A 13,838-nucleotide genomic window follows, 5' to 3' on the forward strand; every position below is an offset into this window, starting at 1 on the left:
TTAAATTTTCTGCAAAGTGAGCTGTTTCGGCGTGCTCGCGTGACTTGGAAGATAGGTAGTCTCCATCTTGCGCATCCACGAAAGGTTTTATTCCATGTACCACGCTTCGCGTTCCCTCCTTACCCGCACCGTCCTGGCCTGCGCCCTGTCGCAGATCGGCATGGCTCTCACCCTGCCGGCGCTGGCCCAGGCACAAAGCCAGCAAGTGCGCGTCTACAGTATCCCCGCCGGCGCGCTGGGCGATGCGCTGACGCGCTTCGGCAGCGACAGCGCCATTTTATTGTCGTTCTCCAGCGACGCCACGCAAGGCTTGCGCAGCGCCGGCCTGCAAGGCAGCTATGGCGTGCACGATGGTTTCCGCGTGCTGCTGGCTGGCAGCGGCCTGCAAGCCGTGCCGCAATCGAACGGCGGCTACCTGCTGCAAAAGATCGCCACCAGCGCGAACGCTTCCACTGCGGATAGCCGCGGCGTGGCCGTCATGGGCGGCGTCACCGTGGTGGCGGCGGCCGAGCGCAGCGCCGTGACGGGCGGCACCGGCAGCTACATGGGCGGCCCCGCCAGCGGCGCCACGGGCCTGGCCTTGAGCCAGCGCGAAACGCCGCAGTCGCTGACCATCGTCACGCGCCAGCAGATGGATGACCAGAACAGCAATGCCGTTTCCGACGTCATGAAAAACGTCAATGGCGTGAGCGTGCAAAATTACGACAGCGACCGCTGGAGCTTCCAGGCGCGCGGCTTTGCCGTCACCAATTTCCAGTACGACGGCGTGTCGGCCATCTATGACGGCGTCTACGACTGGGGCACGACGAACAGCGACATGGCCATCTATGACCGCATCGAGGTGCTGAAAGGCGCGACGGGCCTGATGAGCGGCTCGGGCGACCCGTCGGCCACCGTCAACATGGTGCGCAAGCGCCCCACCGCCAGCTTTGAGGGTTCGGCGACCCTGGGCGCGGGATCGTGGGACAACTACCGCGGTGAAGCCGATGTCTCCGGCCCGCTCAATGCCAGCCGCACGGTGCGCGGCCGCCTGGTGGGCGCCTACCAGGACAAGCACTCCTACCTGGATCGCTACACGCAGCAGAAATCCGTCGCCTACGGCATCATCGAGGCGGACCTGACACCCGTCACCCTGCTCACGACCGGCTTCACGCACCAGGATTACAAGCCGCGCGGGTCGACCTGGACCGGTTTCCCCGTCCTGCTGTCCGACGGCACCCGCACGGATTTCCCCACCTCGTGGAACCCGGCCACGGACTGGAGCCGCCGCGACATGCAGAACACCACCCTATTTACGTCGCTGGAACACAGCTTCGCCAACGCGTGGAAAGTGAAATTGAGCGCCAATCAGTTGCGCAGCAAGCATGACAGCGTGCTCGGTTCGGCCAGCGGCGGCAATCCCGACCCCGCCACGGGCGCAGGCGCGTTTTTCTTCATGGGCAAATACAAGGGCGACCGCCGCCAGACCACCGTCAACGTCGACGCCAGCGGCCCGTTTACCGCGTTTGGCCGCCAGCATGAAGCGATGATCGGTTATTCCAGTTCGACGGCGAAGCAGGATGGTCCCGTCTATGATTCGGTCTACCCGCCCGTCGAAGGCAGTTATTTCGACTGGCGCGGCCAGTACGCGGAACTGGCGTTCAAGCGCCTGGGCAACGACAACGATAGCACGCGCCAGAGCGGCCTGTATGGCGCCGTGCGCCTGCATCCGCTTGACGCGCTGTCGGTGATTCTCGGCGCACGCGTCAGCGATTACAAGCAGGAGCAGGACCGCACTTTCTTCGACGCCGGCACCGCGCGCATCACCTCGCGCATCGAGGAAAACAAGGTCATCACGCCGTATGCGGGCGTCGTGTATGACCTCGACAAGACGTATTCCGTGTTCGGCAGCTACACGAGCATCTTCGCGCCGCAAAGCAGCCGCGACATCAACCGCAACTTCCTGTCGCCCGTGCGCGGCAAGGGTGTGGAAGCGGGTGTGAAGGCAGAGTACCTCGATGGCAAGGTCAATGCCAGCGCGTCCCTGTTCCAGATCCGTCAAAGCAACGTGGCCAGCCCTGTGGGCGAAGTCAACGGTGAGATAATGTATAAAGCCATCGACGGCGTCACCAGTCGTGGCGTGGAAATGGAAGTGACGGGCGAAGTGGCCAAGGATGTGAGGCTGAGCGCCGGCTACACCTACACCCACGTGCGCGATGCGGATGGCAAGGATGTCTTTTCTACCATGTTGAAAACGACGCAGCCTGCCCACCTGGTGCGCGTGCAAGGCACGTGGCGCCTGCCGGCCAGCCTGGACAAGCTGACCGTCGGTGGCGGCATCAACTGGCAAAGCAGCTACGACGGCAATATCTGGAACCCCGCCATCGAGGACAATTCACGCATCAAGCAGGGCGGCTACGCGCTGCTCAACCTGATGGCGCGCTACGAAATCAGCAGGAACGTCACGGCCAGCGTCAATGTGAACAACCTGCTGGACAAGAAATACTTCACGGGCCTCGGCCTGTTCCAGACGGGCTTTTACGGCGAACCGCGCAATGTGATGTTCACCGTGCGCACGAAGTTTTAATCAGCTCCCATACAGCGCCAGCGCCCAGGCTGGCGGGTGCAATTCCAGCGCCAGCGGCAGGTAAGCGGGATCGAAGCGCGCCGCCAGCAGATACACATTGGCGGCGCCCTTCGGCTCCCAATTCCCCGTAAAGCCTTTTTCGCCGGCCGCCACGCGCTTGCGGTCGAAGGGCACGGCGCTCTTGGCGAACTCCTCGTGCGTCTTTCTCCCCTGCGCGTACGGCGCCAGCCAGGCCAGCGCCTCGGCCAGGCGCCGCGCTTCCGGCGCGCCATACCAGTCATCGCCATGCGCCTGCGCCATCAGGGCGGTCGTCAGCAACGGCTCCAGGCTGTAGGTGGTGTAATGCAGGGCATCGCGCTGCTCGAAGTCGAAGGGTACGCCGCCGACGCCGATATTGCGCGGCACGTGCGCCAGCAAGCGTTCCTTCGCCCGCGCGATCAGCAAGGCGTCGCCCGTGACATACGCGGCGGCCGTGCCGATCTTGATGCGGTGGCTATGCCAGTTGTTGCGCGCCGTGGACGGGCCGCCCACCTTGATGGGGTCACTCAGATATCCGTGCGCCAGGGTGCGGCAAAACGCCTGCACCTGTTCGCGCTCGACGCCGTTCAAGCGTTCCTGCACCAGGTCAAAGCCCATCAGGAGGCTGGCCAGCTCCGTCTCGTCGACGGGACTGAACGACGGCTGGTAGGCGCCGCTCCAGGCCAGCAGCAGCTGGCGCGCCGCCTCGAAATGCGCCATCTCGCCCGATAGTCTCCAGGCCAGCGCCTGCAGGCGCGCCTGGCGCCAGTCTTCCTGCGCCTGCTGGCTGGTCTCGCGTCCGCCCTCGCCCTTCAGCAAGCCGCCCGTGCGCACTTCGGCCATCAGGTGCACGGGGCGCGCCGCATCCTTGCGCGCCGCCTTGACCACCTGTTCCGCAATGGCCGGCACCACCCGCGCCTTGAGCGTGCGGGCGCGCGCGGCGGACGTCAGCGCAAACGGCAGCGCGCCTTCATGCGGACGCGGCGCCGCGCGCAAGCCAGCCAGGGGCAGCGCCAGCAGGCCGGCCAGCACAATGCGCCGGCGCATCAGGTGCGTACTCAAAACCGCGTCTCCCGCGCCGCGCGCAAAAAGTTATCGAGGATGGGTGTGCAATCGAGCAGTTCGACGCCGCCCGCCGAATGGAATTCCGGGTGCCACTGCAGGCCCATGACGAAGCGCGCCCGCTGGTAGCGGATGGCTTCGACGATATTGTCCCCTTGCGAATACGCTTCCACCGTGATGTCGCGCCCCAGGTCCTTGACCGACTGATGGTGGATGGAATTGACGAGTGCCTCGCCCGTCTTCGGGAACAACCCCGCCAGCGACGAGCCTTTCGGGAAGACGATGCTGTGGCGGTGGCGGTCATACAGGTCGTTGACGTGCGAGGTGGCGCCTTCCACATCCGAGGCGATGTCCTGGTACAGGGTGCCGCCAAAGCCCACATTGATCAGTTGGCAGCCGCGGCAGATGCCCAGCACGGGCTTGCCCGCATCGACGAATTCGTGCAGCAGTTCCAGTTCGTACAGGTCGCGCGCGCGGTCGCCGCTCCATTCGGGCCGCGTGGCCGCCTCCGAATACGTCTGCGGCGAAACGTCGGCGCCGCCCTGCAGCACCAGGCCGTCCAGGTGGCGCGCATAGTGGCGCAAGGTGATGTTGCTCGGGTGGAGCTGGCCGCTGGTATTGACGGTCGGGATCATGAACACCAGCACGTCGCGCGACATGACCCACTGGGCGATCGACTCTTCCAGGTATTGCAGGTTCTTGCTGCGCAGGCCAGTGGCGCCCGGTTCGGGGTGAAAAATGCGCGCCGAGATACCGATGCGCAAAGTACGCCGCATGAAATCGCGGCTGGCCTTGTCGCGCATGGAGCGGTAGCGCGACGAGATCACCCGCCATGCCAGCGCCAGCGGCGTGTCGTTGTCCTTCAGATAGCGGGGTGCGGCATCGCGCGCGCGGTGCTCATCATCGGGCGCCCTGCCTACCCGGTCGGGCCGCGCCGAAGCTGGCGCTGGCGCCGCGGGATCGGTGGAAGGGGGAAGCTGGGGATCTTTTTCGTCTGACATGGCGGGGCTGACTGAAAGCGGAGACGTTTTCAATATAAACCCCTGCCCCGGAAAGCACGATTCAATTTTGTAACAAAAGCCCACGCGCGGGGCATCCACGCAACACGTCCACGTCCGATGCATACAGTCCGTTTACGCTGGCGGCCCCGCTTTTTAGAGAATCTTTACGCCCCCGCTGCTAATCTTGAACGTACCTCAACCACCGCTGCAAAGCCACCATGGAACCCCATTCACGCCTGCAAACGCATCAAGCGCATCAAGCCCTGCCCCACCGCCATCCCCGCCTGCCCACCTTTCTCATGCATATCACGGTCGACAAAGCCTGTCTGGCCGAGCTGCGCCAGCTGGTCGTGCGAACCTGCGGCGGCATGCTGTCATTCATGCGCGTCGAGGCAGTCGACCACGCCGAGCGCATGAAAGTCTGGCTGTGCGTGACGGAACCGGCCCTGCGCCTGACCATGGATGCCGTCATGCGCCTGCTGCCGGCGGCAGAATTTGGCCGCATCAGCCAGGGGAAATCGCTATGAACCAGTATGCCTGCGAACACGCGATGTCATCCATGCGCATCACCGCGCACTTCCAGGGTATCTGGGTGCCGATGGTCACGCCATTCCTTGATGTCGATGGCGACATCGACTTCGACGCCGCCCAGCAACTGGCGTGCGAACTGGCCGCCAGCGGCATCGATGGCCTGGTGGTGTGCGGCACCACGGGCGAAGCGGCCATGCTGAGCGCCGCGGAACAGACCATGCTGCTCGACAGCGTGCTCGAAGCCGTCGGCCCCCGTTTCCCCGTCGTGATGGGCATCGGCGGCAGCGATACGCGCACCGTCGTCGGCACGGTGCAGCGCTACAACGACCATCCGCTGGCCGGCCTGCTGGTCTCCGCTCCCGCCTATGTGCGCCCTTCCCAGGACGGCATCGTGCGCCACTTCCAGGCCATCGCCGCCGCCACCGACCAATCCATCGTGCTGTACAACGTGCCGGCGCGCACGGGCGTCAACATCGAACCGCAGACCGCCGCGCTGCTGGCGCGCGACTCGCACTTCGTCGCCATCAAGGAAGCGGGCGGCAAGCTGCAGCAGCTGGGCGAACTGCTGCTCGACACGCGCCTGGACGTCCTGTGCGGCGACGATGCGCTGCTGCTGGCCAGCCTGTCCATGGGCGGCCACGGCGCCATGTCGGCCGCCGCCCAGGTCCGTCCCGATCTGTATGCGCAGCTATATCATCTGGTCAAGCAGGGCCGCCACGGCGCCGCCGGTGCCCTGTTCAAGACCATGCTGCCCGTCATCCGCCTGCTGTTTGCCGAACCCAATCCCGCTCCCGTCAAAGCGGCGCTGACCATGCAAGGCAAGGTGCGCGACGCATTGCGCCTGCCGATGACGCCCATGTCCGCCGCCGGCCAGGCCGCCCTGGCCGCGGCGCTCGAACCCCTGATGGAACTGCCCGCATGGACCGCCTGCGACAGGGATGCGCCGCGCGAAGGCTGTCTGCTGCAGCTGGTTTCCCCCGCCAATATCATGCCAGCCGTGCGCCAAGATGATCATCGCCATCACGGATGAACGCGGGGGCATGGAGAAATCCATCCTGGCCGGACGGCTGGCCGCCTCGCGCGCGCTGGCCGGACGCAAGGTATTGCTGCTCGATGCCGATCCGCGCCAGGGCGCCATGGCGCAAGCCAGGAACCTGCACGACGGCGCCATGCACGGCAGTCTGACCCGGCCGCACCTGATGGCGCGCGCCATCAGCGCCAAGGGCTTGCAGCCGGAGCTCGAGCACCTGGTGCACTGCTACCACGACATCGTCATCGACAGCGAAGGCCGCGACTCCATGGGCAGCCGTTCGGCCCTGATCGCCGCGCGCGTGCTGGTGGTGCCGCTCGACGGCGTCGTCGACGCCGCCGCGCAGGCGGGCCTGGCGCGCCGCATCGCACACGCGCGCAGCGTCAATCCAGGCTTGCGCGTCTTGCTGGCAACGGACACGCAAGCGGCTCCCGCCCATGCCCTGGCCGCGCAGATTCCCTCCGCCCGCGTGGTGGGACTGGGGCAGCTGTACTGCGCCGTTTTCAACCTGCCAGCGTAAGTACGCAAAAAAGGCGGCGCATGCGCCGCCTCTCCTTTCAGTCAACTCAGTCCATTAAAACGTCTTGCTGACCGTCAGCTGCAGCGCCGTCTTGCCCATGAATTTGCCATTCACGGGCGAGGCATAGGCCGACTTGCCCGCGTTCGTGCCGATCACGGCCAGCGCGCCCGAAACAAAGCCGAAGTCGCGCGTGACGCCCACTTTCCAGTCCGTATAGCTCGACGCGTCGTTGTTCCTGACCTTCTGGTGGCCCGCATGCAGGTTGCCGGTCCAGCCGTTCGTCAGGTCGATGGTCGCGCCGATGTCCAGGTAGCCGCTGTTCTTGCTGTTGACGATGCCGAACAGGTTGGAGACGGCGTGCGAATATTTGACGTAGGCGGGACCATACGACAGCTGGCCGTAGACTTCCTGCGTGTCCGCGTTGGCCAGGCCGATATTCTTCAAGCCGTTGTCCGCATACACGTAGGCGAGCACGCCCACGTCATAGCCGATATCACCGGTCAACTGGCCGCGCTTGCCCGCATACAGGTCCACTTCCACGTCGCCGCTGCCGCCCGCGTCCTTGGTCCACTTGATGGTCGAGGCCCAGGCGCCCGCATACAGGCCCGTCGGGTTGTTGACGTAATCGACGCCGCCCTGCAGCGCCGGTTTCAAACGCGTCTGCGAGATGCCGCGATAGCGGTAATCGGACACGCCGGCCACATTGAAACTGACTTCATTGTCGGGCTTGACCTCATCCGCGTGGGCCAGGCTGCCCGTCAAGGCGGTGAAGGGGGTGGCTAGGGCAAGTGCCAGTAGCATTTTATTCATGGTTTTTTCTTCTTCATGGGTGGTATGGGCCTTTGCCAACATGGCGCAGCTGGCCCGCCGCTGCAAAAAAATGGGTAAAGCGTCCCCCTGACGCGCGCGGCGCCTGTTTTCAAACAGGGAAATAACAGGTGTTAGAGCGGCAGCAGCAGCCGGTAGCCGACGGCCGTTTCCGTCAGCAGGTACTGCGGCTGGGCCGGATCGGCTTCCAGCTTCTGGCGCAGATGGCCCATGTAGATGCGCAGATAGTGGCCGTTTTCGCTGTTCGACGGCCCCCACACTTCGCGCAGCAGCTGCGGATTGGTGACCACCCTGCCGGCATTCTTCACCAGCACCGACAGCAGGCGGAATTCCGTCGGCGTCATGTGCACCAGCTGCTTGTTGCGTGTCACCAGACGGTCCTTCAAATCGACGCGCACGTCGCCAAACTGCACCACGCCATCGTCGCTGGCGGCGGGCTGGCGCTGGCGGCGCAGGGTGGCGCGCACACGGGCCAGCAGTTCGCCCACGCCGAAGGGCTTGGTGAGATAGTCGTCGGCGCCCGCATCGAGCGCGCGGATCTTGTCCTGCTCGTCGACCCGCGCCGACAGCACGATGATGGGCACGGCCGACCATTTGCGGATGTCGGCGATGAAATCGATGCCGTCACCGTCGGGCAGGCCCAGGTCCAGCACGATCAGGTCGGGCCGGCGCGTGCCGGCATCGATCAAGCCCCGCTGCATGGTGGCGGATTCGAAAATCTGCCAGCCCTCGTCCTCCAGCGCTGCGCGCACGAAGCGGCGGATTTGCGGTTCATCCTCGACCAGCAGGGCGGTGGCGGAAGGTTCGTTCATGTTGGTTTTCCTGTTTCATGGTCGTTGGCGTCATCGAGCTCGATCTCCGGCGGCGCCGGAGGCGTGCCCAGCGGCAGGCTGAACACAATGGCGGCGCCCTGTCCCGGAGCGTGCGGCTGCGCGTGGATGGTGCCGCCGTGGGCTTCGACGATGGCGCGGCAAATGGCCAGCCCCAGCCCGACACCCGGCTTGTTCGATTCGCGCTCGCCGCGGGTAAATTTTTCAAAGATGGCTTCCTCGCGGCCGGGCGGCAAGCCCAGGCCATCATCAGCCACCATCACCTGCAGGAACTGGCCGTGCACCCCGGCCGCGACCGTGATGGTGCTGCCGGGCGGCGTGTACTTGGCCGCGTTTTCCAGCAGGTTGCACAGCACGCGCTCGATCAGCACCGCGTCGTAGCGCACCAGCAGCAAGTCCGGCGCCAGCTGCGTCTGCACGGCATGTTGCTGCAATTGGGGGCCGCTGGCGCGCAGCGCGCTGCCCACCACTTCTTCCAGCGCCTGCCATTGCAGGTTCAGGCGCACTTGCCCGCTTTCGATGCGCGCCATGTCCAGCAAGTTCGCCACCAGGGCGCTCATGCGCACGGTTTCGGATTGCAGCGAGCGCGCCATGTCCAGCTGCGCAGGCGACAAGGCTGGCCGCGATAGGGCCAGCGATTCGGCCAGGCCCACCAGCGACGTCAAGGGCGTGCGCAAGTCGTGCGACAGGGCCGCCAGCAGCGAATTGCGCAAGCGCTCGGACTCCATCTGCAGCAGCGCGCCCTGGGCCACGTCGATGTAATGCACGCGTTCGAGCGCGATGGCCGCCAGCGCGGCAAAGGTATCAAGGTGCTGGCGCTGTTCCGGCACCAGCAGCCAGCGCCCGCGGTGTGCGCCCTCGAGCGGCAGCAGTGCCAGCACGCCCCGTGTGCGCATCGGTGCGATCAGCGGCAGGTAGAAAATGGGCGACGCCGGCAAGGTATCCGTGCCCGTCCCCGCCGCCTGCGCATGGTCGAAGGCCCACTGCGCGATGCCGATATCGAGCGGCTCGCCGCCGTTCGGGGCTTGCAAGCTGCCATCGTCATCAGGTAAAAGCAAGGTGGCGCGCGCGCGGAAAGCCCGTTCGATGGCGCTTTTCGTGATGTCGAAAATCTGTTCCGTCTGCAGCACGCCGGACAGCTCGCGTGAGAATTCGTACAGGGCGCGGGCGCGCGCTTCGCGGTGCGAGGCCACGCGCGCCTGGAAACGCAGGCCTGCCGTCAGGTGCCCCGTGATCAGTCCGACGGCCAGCATCACGCCAAAGGTGATCACATACTGGAAATCGCCCACGGCAAACGAAAAACGCGGCGGCACGAAGACGAAATCGAAGCAAGCCACGCCCACCAGGCTGGCCAGCGCCGCCGGCCCGCGCCCCAGGCGCACGGCCACCAGCACCACCGTCAGCAAGGACAGCATGGCGATATTAGCCAGGTCCAGATAGGGTTGCAGGGGGACCGAGGCGAGGGCCGTGGCCAGGCTGGCGCCAGCGGCCAGGATGTAGCGCCAATGGCGAGACGACCGGCGCGGCGCCTCGGCATCGTCGCCAGCAGCGCGACGGGGCGCCGCATCGGCGGGCGGCAAGCCCACTTCGACCAGGTCGATATCGGGCGCCAGGCTGGCCATGCGCGCGGCCGGCGACGCATGCCACAGGCGCGCCAGCGCACCGGTACGGCTACGTCCCACGATGACTTTCGAGATATTCGCACTGCGCGCATACTCGACCACGGCGCCGGCGATGTCGGCGGACGGATTGACGGCCGTGCGCGCGCCCAGGTCCTGCGCCAGTTTCAGGGTTTTCAGGATGCGTTCGCGCTGGCTCGCCGGCAGGCGCTGCAAACGGGGCGTTTCCACGTACAGCGCGTGCCATTCCGCATTCAGCTGGCTGGCCAGGCGCGCCGTGCTGCGGATCACGTGTTCTCCCCCCGCGTGCGGCCCCACGCAGGCCAGCAGCGCGGCCCCCGTCTTCCACACGGGATTGATGGATTTTTCGACGCGGTAAGCCTGCACGTCGTCCTGCACCCGGTCCGCCGTGCGGCGCAAGGCCAGTTCGCGCAGGGCGATCAGATTACCCTTGCGGAAAAAATGCTGGGACGCCCGCTCGGCCTGCTGCGGCTGATACACCTTGCCCTGTTTCAGGCGGTGCAGCAGTTCATCGGCGGGGATATCGACCAGCACCACTTCGTCGGCGCGGTCGAACACCGTGTCGGGCAAGGTTTCGGCCACGCGCACGCCCGTGATCCCGCCCACCACGTCGTTCAGGCTTTCCAGGTGCTGCACGTTGACGGTCGACAGCACGTCGATGCCGGCCGCCAGCAATTCCTCGACATCCTGCCAACGCTTCGGATGGCGCGAACCGGCCACGTTCGAATGGGCCAGTTCATCCATCAGCATCAGCACCGGCGCACGGCGCAGCGCTTCGTCCAGGTCGAACTCGTACAGGGTCTTGCCCCGGTATTCGATGGCCTTCAGGGGCAGGACGGGCAAGCCGTCAAGCTGGGCCGCCGTATCCTGGCGCCCATGCGTCTCCACCACGCCCACCAGCAAATCCTGGCCATCGGCCAGCAATTTGCGGGCGGCGGCCAGCATCGCATAGGTCTTGCCGACGCCGGCCGAGGCGCCAAAATAAATGCGCAGCCGGCCGCGCGCGGCTTTCTTTTCCTGCGCCTGCACTTGCGCCAGCAGGGCATCAGGGTCGGGGCGTTGGCTGTCGTTGGGGAGCATGGGCATCTTTTAATGTCAAAACCAGGGGCAAAACCGGCGGCTCTGCCCCTGCATCATCTTACTTCGCGGCCGCATCAAGCGCCAGATTCAGTTCCAGCACATTGACCCGCGGTTCACCGAAAAAGCCGATATACGCGGTTTTCTGCACCTTGGCGATGGCGTTTTCCACCTGCGCCAGCGGCAGCGCGCGCACGCGGGCCACGCGCGGCGCCTGGTACAAGGCACCCGCCAGGCTGATTTCCGGGTCCAGGCCGCTGCTCGACGCCGTCACCAGGTCGACGGGGATCGGGTTGCGGTTGCCCGGATCGGCTGCCTGCAGGGCAGCGATGCGCGCCTTGACGGCGTCCACCAGGGCCGGGTTGCTCGGCCCCTGGTTCGAGCCGCCCGAGCCGGCGCCGTTGTTCGCCATCGGCGCGGTGGCCGATGGACGGCCCCAGAAATACTTGGGCGAGGTGAAGGACTGGCCGATCAGCATCGAGCCGACAGGCTTGCCACCTCGCTCGACGATGCTGCCGTTGACTTCATCGTTGAAAGCGAGCTGCCCGATACCGGCCGTGGCAAACGGATAGACGACGCCGCAGATCACGGTCAGCGCGGCAAACAGGACCAGGGCGGGACGTACGATAGTGCTCATGATGGTTCCTTTAGACTAAATTGAGGGCGGACAGCAGCATGTCGATCAGCTTGATGCCGATGAAGGGCAGGACGATGCCGCCCAGGCCGTAGATCAGCAGGTTGCGGCGCAACAGGCTGGCCGCACCGATGGCGCGGTACTGCACGCCTTTCAGCGCCAATGGAATCAGCACGACGATGATCAAGGCATTGAAGATCACGGCCGACATGATGGCCGACGCAGGGCTGGCCAGGTGCATGATGTCCAGCGCCTTCAATTGCGGATAGGTGCCCACGAAGGCGGCCGGGATGATGGCGAAGTACTTGGCGATGTCGTTCGAAATCGAGAACGTCGTCAGCGAACCGCGCGTCATCAGCATCTGCTTGCCGATTTCAACGATTTCCAGCAGCTTGGTCGGGTTCGAGTCCAGGTCGACCATATTGCCCGCCTCCTTCGCAGCCTGCGTGCCGGAATTCATGGCCACGGCCACGTCGGCCTGCGCCAGTGCGGGTGCGTCGTTGGTGCCGTCGCCCGTCATCGCGACGAGACGGCCTTCGGACTGGTAGCTGCGGATGAGTTTCAGCTTGTCTTCCGGCGTCGCCTCGGCGAGGAAATCGTCCACGCCCGCTTCGGCGGCAATCGCCGCGGCCGTCAGCTTGTTGTCACCCGTGATCATGACGGTCTTGATGCCCATGCGGCGCAATTCCGCGAAACGCTCCTTGATGCCGCCCTTGACGATATCCTTCAGCTCCACGGCGCCCATGACGCGGCCATCGTCGACCACCACCAGCGGCGTGCTGCCGCGGCGCGCGATGTCGTCGACGGCGCGCCCCACCTCCGCCGGATACGGCTGGCCCAGCGCTTCCACATATTTTTTCATGGAATCGGCCGCGCCCTTGCGCAGCTGGCGCACCTGCTGTTCGCCGGGAATGTCCACGCCACTCATGCGCGTCTGCGCCGTGAACGGCACGAAGGTGGCGTGCAGGCTGGCCATCTCGCGTTCGCGGATATTGAACTTCTGCTTGGCCAGCACGACGATGCTGCGCCCTTCCGGCGTTTCATCGGCCAGGGAGGCCAGTTGCGCCGCATCGGCCAACTGCTGCTCCGTTACGCCGGGTGCTGGTACAAAACTCGACGCCTGGCGATTGCCCAGGGTGATGGTGCCCGTTTTATCCAGCAGCAGCACGTCCACGTCGCCGGCCGCTTCCACGGCGCGGCCCGACGTGGCGATCACATTGGCCTGCATCATGCGGCTCATGCCGGCCACGCCGATGGCGGACAACAGACCGCCGATGGTGGTCGGGATCAGGCACACCAGCAACGCGATCAGCACGGTGATGGTCACCGGCGTGCCACTGCCGGCCGCCGCCACGGAAAACAGCGAATACGGCAGCAAGGTCACGGTGACGATCAGGAAGACGATCGACAGGGCGACGAGCAAAATCGTCAGGGCGATCTCATTCGGCGTTTTCTGGCGCTTGGCGCCTTCGACCATGGCGATCATGCGGTCGATGAAGGCTTCGCCCGGATTGACGGAAACGCGCACCAGCAGCCAGTCCGACAGCACGCGGGTGCCGCCCGTCACGGCGGAAAAATCGCCGCCCGATTCGCGGATGACGGGCGCCGATTCACCCGTGATGGCGCTTTCGTCGACAGAGGCCACGCCGGCCGTCACTTCGCCGTCTGCGGGAATGACGTCGCCCGCCTCGACCAGCACCGTCATGCCCTTACGCAGGTCGGTGGCCGGCGTGGGCAGCCAGGAAGTGCCGTATTTCGGCGTCTGCATTTTCTTTGCCATCACCGTTTGCTTGAGGGCGCGCAGGGACGCCGCCTGCGCCTTGCTGCGGCCTTCGGCCAGCGCTTCGGCGAAGTTCGCGAACAGCACGGTAAACCACAGCCACACGGCGACGGCGACGATGAAGCCGAATGGCGCTTCACCCTGGCCGTTCAGGGCCTGGATGGCCAGCAGGGTCGTGATGATGCTGCCCACGTAGACGACGAACATCACGGGGCTGCGCCACTGCGTGCGGGGGTCGAGTTTTTTGAACGCATCGACGACGGCGGGGCCGATCAGTGCGGAATCGAACAAAGTCAGGCTTGTGCGTGACATGGTAGCCTC

11 protein-coding genes are annotated in these 13,838 nt (G+C 65.4%); 4 read left to right on the top strand and 7 right to left on the bottom strand.

Annotated elements, in window-relative coordinates; translation table 11 throughout:
* The first annotated feature begins 94 nt into the window (after positions 1-94).
* On the top strand, positions 95-2,566 hold the full coding sequence (locus O3298_RS05960; RefSeq protein ID WP_305058749.1) for a TonB-dependent receptor: 2,472 nt from the start codon (positions 95-97) through the stop codon (positions 2,564-2,566).
* Here the strand turns inward: O3298_RS05960 and O3298_RS05965 are convergent, their stop codons facing one another.
* The gene (locus O3298_RS05965; protein WP_289917339.1) at positions 2,567-3,646 is read right to left on the bottom strand and encodes an alginate lyase family protein; all 1,080 of its coding nucleotides are present in this window, start codon (positions 3,644-3,646) and stop codon (positions 2,567-2,569) included. It lies immediately after the preceding gene.
* Entirely contained in the window at positions 3,643-4,647 is a 1,005-nt protein-coding gene (locus O3298_RS05970; protein WP_289917341.1) for a gamma-glutamyl-gamma-aminobutyrate hydrolase family protein, read from the bottom strand. Before O3298_RS05970 ends, O3298_RS05965 begins: the two co-directional genes overlap by 4 nt.
* Before the next feature lie 218 nt (positions 4,648-4,865).
* Here O3298_RS05970 and O3298_RS05975 point away from each other — a divergent pair, with 218 nt between their 5' ends.
* The 3 genes from O3298_RS05975 to O3298_RS05985 are packed head-to-tail and all read left to right on the top strand — an operon-like array spanning position 4,866 to position 6,728.
* A complete protein-coding gene (locus tag O3298_RS05975) occupies positions 4,866-5,174 on the top strand; it encodes a hypothetical protein (RefSeq protein ID WP_233515995.1) in 309 nt (102 codons plus the stop codon).
* Entirely contained in the window at positions 5,171-6,208 is a 1,038-nt protein-coding gene (gene dapA, locus O3298_RS05980) for a 4-hydroxy-tetrahydrodipicolinate synthase (protein WP_289917342.1), read from the top strand. Before O3298_RS05975 ends, dapA begins: the two co-directional genes overlap by 4 nt.
* Positions 6,209-6,218: 10 nt before the next feature.
* A complete protein-coding gene (locus O3298_RS05985; protein ID WP_289917344.1) occupies positions 6,219-6,728 on the top strand; it encodes a cobyrinic acid ac-diamide synthase in 510 nt (169 codons plus the stop codon).
* A 54-nt stretch (positions 6,729-6,782) separates the two neighbouring features.
* Here O3298_RS05985 and O3298_RS05990 read toward each other — a convergent pair whose 3' ends face one another.
* The 5 genes from O3298_RS05990 to kdpB form a co-directional block, all read right to left on the bottom strand.
* Entirely contained in the window at positions 6,783-7,538 is a 756-nt protein-coding gene (locus tag O3298_RS05990; RefSeq protein ID WP_099668363.1) for a TorF family putative porin, read from the bottom strand.
* A gap of 131 nt (positions 7,539-7,669) precedes the next feature.
* Positions 7,670-8,368, bottom strand: coding sequence for a two-component system response regulator KdpE (gene kdpE / locus O3298_RS05995; protein WP_034746496.1), 699 nt, complete (start codon positions 8,366-8,368; stop codon positions 7,670-7,672).
* Entirely contained in the window at positions 8,365-11,106 is a 2,742-nt protein-coding gene (locus O3298_RS06000; protein ID WP_305058750.1) for a DUF4118 domain-containing protein, read from the bottom strand. Before O3298_RS06000 ends, kdpE begins: the two co-directional genes overlap by 4 nt.
* A gap of 58 nt (positions 11,107-11,164) precedes the next feature.
* The gene (gene kdpC, locus O3298_RS06005) at positions 11,165-11,740 is read right to left on the bottom strand and encodes a potassium-transporting ATPase subunit KdpC (protein WP_305057409.1); all 576 of its coding nucleotides are present in this window, start codon (positions 11,738-11,740) and stop codon (positions 11,165-11,167) included.
* A 10-nt stretch (positions 11,741-11,750) separates the two neighbouring features.
* Positions 11,751-13,829, bottom strand: a complete 2,079-nt coding sequence (gene kdpB, locus O3298_RS06010; RefSeq protein WP_251350246.1) for a potassium-transporting ATPase subunit KdpB — start codon at positions 13,827-13,829, stop codon at positions 11,751-11,753.
* Positions 13,830-13,838: the final 9 nt, after the last annotated feature.

Source organism: Janthinobacterium sp. SUN137 (assembly GCF_030587265.1).
Lineage (GTDB): Bacteria > Pseudomonadota > Gammaproteobacteria > Burkholderiales > Burkholderiaceae_D > Janthinobacterium > Janthinobacterium kumbetense.

Coding starts and splice junctions, on each gene's coding strand:
- O3298_RS05960 (WP_305058749.1), top strand. CDS start 95: ATGTACCACGCTTCGCGTTCCCTCCTTACCCGCACCGTCCTGGCCTGC.
- O3298_RS05970 (WP_289917341.1), bottom strand. CDS start 4,647: ATGTCAGACGAAAAAGATCCCCAGCTTCCCCCTTCCACCGATCCCGCG.
- O3298_RS05975 (WP_233515995.1), top strand. CDS start 4,866: ATGGAACCCCATTCACGCCTGCAAACGCATCAAGCGCATCAAGCCCTG.
- dapA (WP_289917342.1), top strand. CDS start 5,171: ATGAACCAGTATGCCTGCGAACACGCGATGTCATCCATGCGCATCACC.
- O3298_RS05985 (WP_289917344.1), top strand. CDS start 6,219: ATGGAGAAATCCATCCTGGCCGGACGGCTGGCCGCCTCGCGCGCGCTG.
- O3298_RS05990 (WP_099668363.1), bottom strand. CDS start 7,538: ATGAATAAAATGCTACTGGCACTTGCCCTAGCCACCCCCTTCACCGCC.
- kdpE (WP_034746496.1), bottom strand. CDS start 8,368: ATGAACGAACCTTCCGCCACCGCCCTGCTGGTCGAGGATGAACCGCAA.
- O3298_RS06000 (WP_305058750.1), bottom strand. CDS start 11,106: ATGCTCCCCAACGACAGCCAACGCCCCGACCCTGATGCCCTGCTGGCG.
- kdpC (WP_305057409.1), bottom strand. CDS start 11,740: ATGAGCACTATCGTACGTCCCGCCCTGGTCCTGTTTGCCGCGCTGACC.
- kdpB (WP_251350246.1), bottom strand. CDS start 13,829: ATGTCACGCACAAGCCTGACTTTGTTCGATTCCGCACTGATCGGCCCC.